Genomic DNA, 1,902 nt, shown 5'->3' on the forward strand with positions numbered 1-1,902 from the left:
TGCTGCGTGGGCTCACCTACAACCTTCAGCGCCTCGTCCGTCTCGGTGCTCCCGCGTGAGCCTCGCGACAGGGCAAGGCCGCGTAAGGTCTTCAGCCGACGGGCAAAGTTGTAGGCGGCGACGAAGTCGGCGAGGTGCTGACGCAGCTGGTCGTGGCTCTCGTAGTAGAACCGCCTGACGGTGGCATCCTTGATGGTGCGGTTCATGCGCTCGACCTGGCCGTTATCCGGCATGTAGGCGGTGGTGCCGCGATGTCCTGCCGGTTCCGTGTGGGACTGGGCTATGGTGAGACCATCCGGGACACGGGGCACCGGGAGCACGCAAGTGCGGGCAGGCCGTCCGAATAGACATGAGCTGAGAGCTCGAGCTCGTTATCTGGCCGCCCCTGCGACCTGCCCGGATGCGCTGCGAGCGCGGATCCGTAGTTATCGTGTCGCCCGCCAGCTCCCGCCTTCTCACCACAAGCCAGGAGGAGGTGGCGCCATGCGCGTTATCGGAATGGACATCCACCGCGTCTTTGCCGAGGTTGTGGCGCTGTTGGACGGGGTGCTGACCCGGCTCGGCCGGGTCGACATGCGACGCGACCGGCTGGAGGCGTTCGCCCGCTCGACGCTGACCCATGACGACCACGTCGTAGTCGAGGCAACAGGCAACGCCGCGGCCGTGGTCGAGGTGCTCTCGCCCCACGTTGGCCGTGTCATCATCGCCAATCCGAAGCAGGTCCGCTTGATCGCGGACGCCAAGGTCAAGACCGATAAGATCGACGCGGCCGTACTGGCCCAGCTCTACGCCAGCGGCTTCCTGCCCGAGGTCTGGGTCCCTGATGCGCGGACCGAGGCGATGCGGCGCCAGGTGACGCGGCGCACCCAGCTGGTCCGGCAGCGGACGCGGCTGAAGAACATCGTGCAGTCCATCCTGCACGCCCACCTCGTCCCGCCCTGCCCGCACGCCGATCTCTTCGGCAAGGCCGGGCGCGGCTGGCTGGCGGGGCAGTGGTTGCCCGAAGACGAGCGGGCTGCCGTCGAGCGGCATGTCCGCGAGCTCGATCGTCTCGGCGAGGAGTTGAGCGGCGTCGAACGCGACATCGCCCGGCGTGCGCTTGAGGACGAGGTTGTGAAACGGCTGATGACAGTGCCCGGGATCGACATGGTGGTCGCCGTCGGTCTGGCCGCGGCTATCGGCGATGTCAGTCGCTTTGCCGCACCCGAGCGGCTCGTCGCCTACCTCGGCCTGAACCCGAGCGTCCACCAGTCCGGCGATGGCCCGGTCCGGCACGGGCGGATCACGAAGCAGGGCCGCGGCCAGGCACGCGGCATGCTCGTCGAGGCGGCCTGGGCCGCGGCGCGCGCCCCTGGTCCGCTCCGGGCCTTCTTCCTGCGGATCGCAGCCCGCCGCGGTCAGCACGTGGCCGCGGTCGCGACCGCGAGGAAGATCGCAGTCATCGTCTGGCACATGCTGCGGGACGGCAAGGACTACACCTGGGGCAGGCCAGCACTGCACGCGAAGAAGCTGCGCGACCTGCAGCTCCGGGCGGGACACCCCTCACGTCGCGGCCAGCGTGGCGCCGCACACGCCTACAACAAGGCCGGGACACGTGAAGCGGAACGACGCGGAGCGGCCGAAGGCGAGGCCGCCTACGAGCGCCTCACCAAAGGCTGGCAGCCAAGGGGGCCGCGACGGGCGCGCATGGATGCCGCAACGGAGGAGCGACCATAGGCTGCGCGGCGGGGCTCTCACCTCCAAGCCCCGCTCTTCGCCACGCGGTCACCCATGCGCTGGAGAAAAGTAGCACAGGACGCAGAAAGGAGCTGTTCAAACTCATCCGTGGTCCAAGGGTGTCGAGGCTTGGTCAGCCTGTGCTCGATATCGAGCTCGGCGCAGGCGAACTCGAAGGCATGGCAG

1 protein-coding gene and 1 pseudogene are annotated in these 1,902 nt (G+C 68.5%); one reads left to right on the forward strand and one right to left on the reverse strand.

Translation table 11 applies throughout. The features are described 5' to 3' along the window. Positions 1-74: 74 nt before the first annotated feature. A pseudogene (locus JMJ56_RS32990) lies at positions 75-230 on the reverse strand (integrase core domain-containing protein); the annotation flags it as partial. Positions 231-498: 268 nt separating this feature from the next. Between JMJ56_RS32990 and JMJ56_RS32995 the strand changes: the two are divergent. Further along, the gene (locus tag JMJ56_RS32995) at positions 499-1,716 is read left to right on the forward strand and encodes an IS110 family RNA-guided transposase (protein ID WP_202836099.1); all 1,218 of its coding nucleotides are present in this window, start codon (positions 499-501) and stop codon (positions 1,714-1,716) included. Positions 1,717-1,902: the final 186 nt, after the last annotated feature.

It is taken from the genome of Belnapia arida, from assembly GCF_016773205.1.
GTDB lineage: Bacteria > Pseudomonadota > Alphaproteobacteria > Acetobacterales > Acetobacteraceae > Belnapia > Belnapia arida.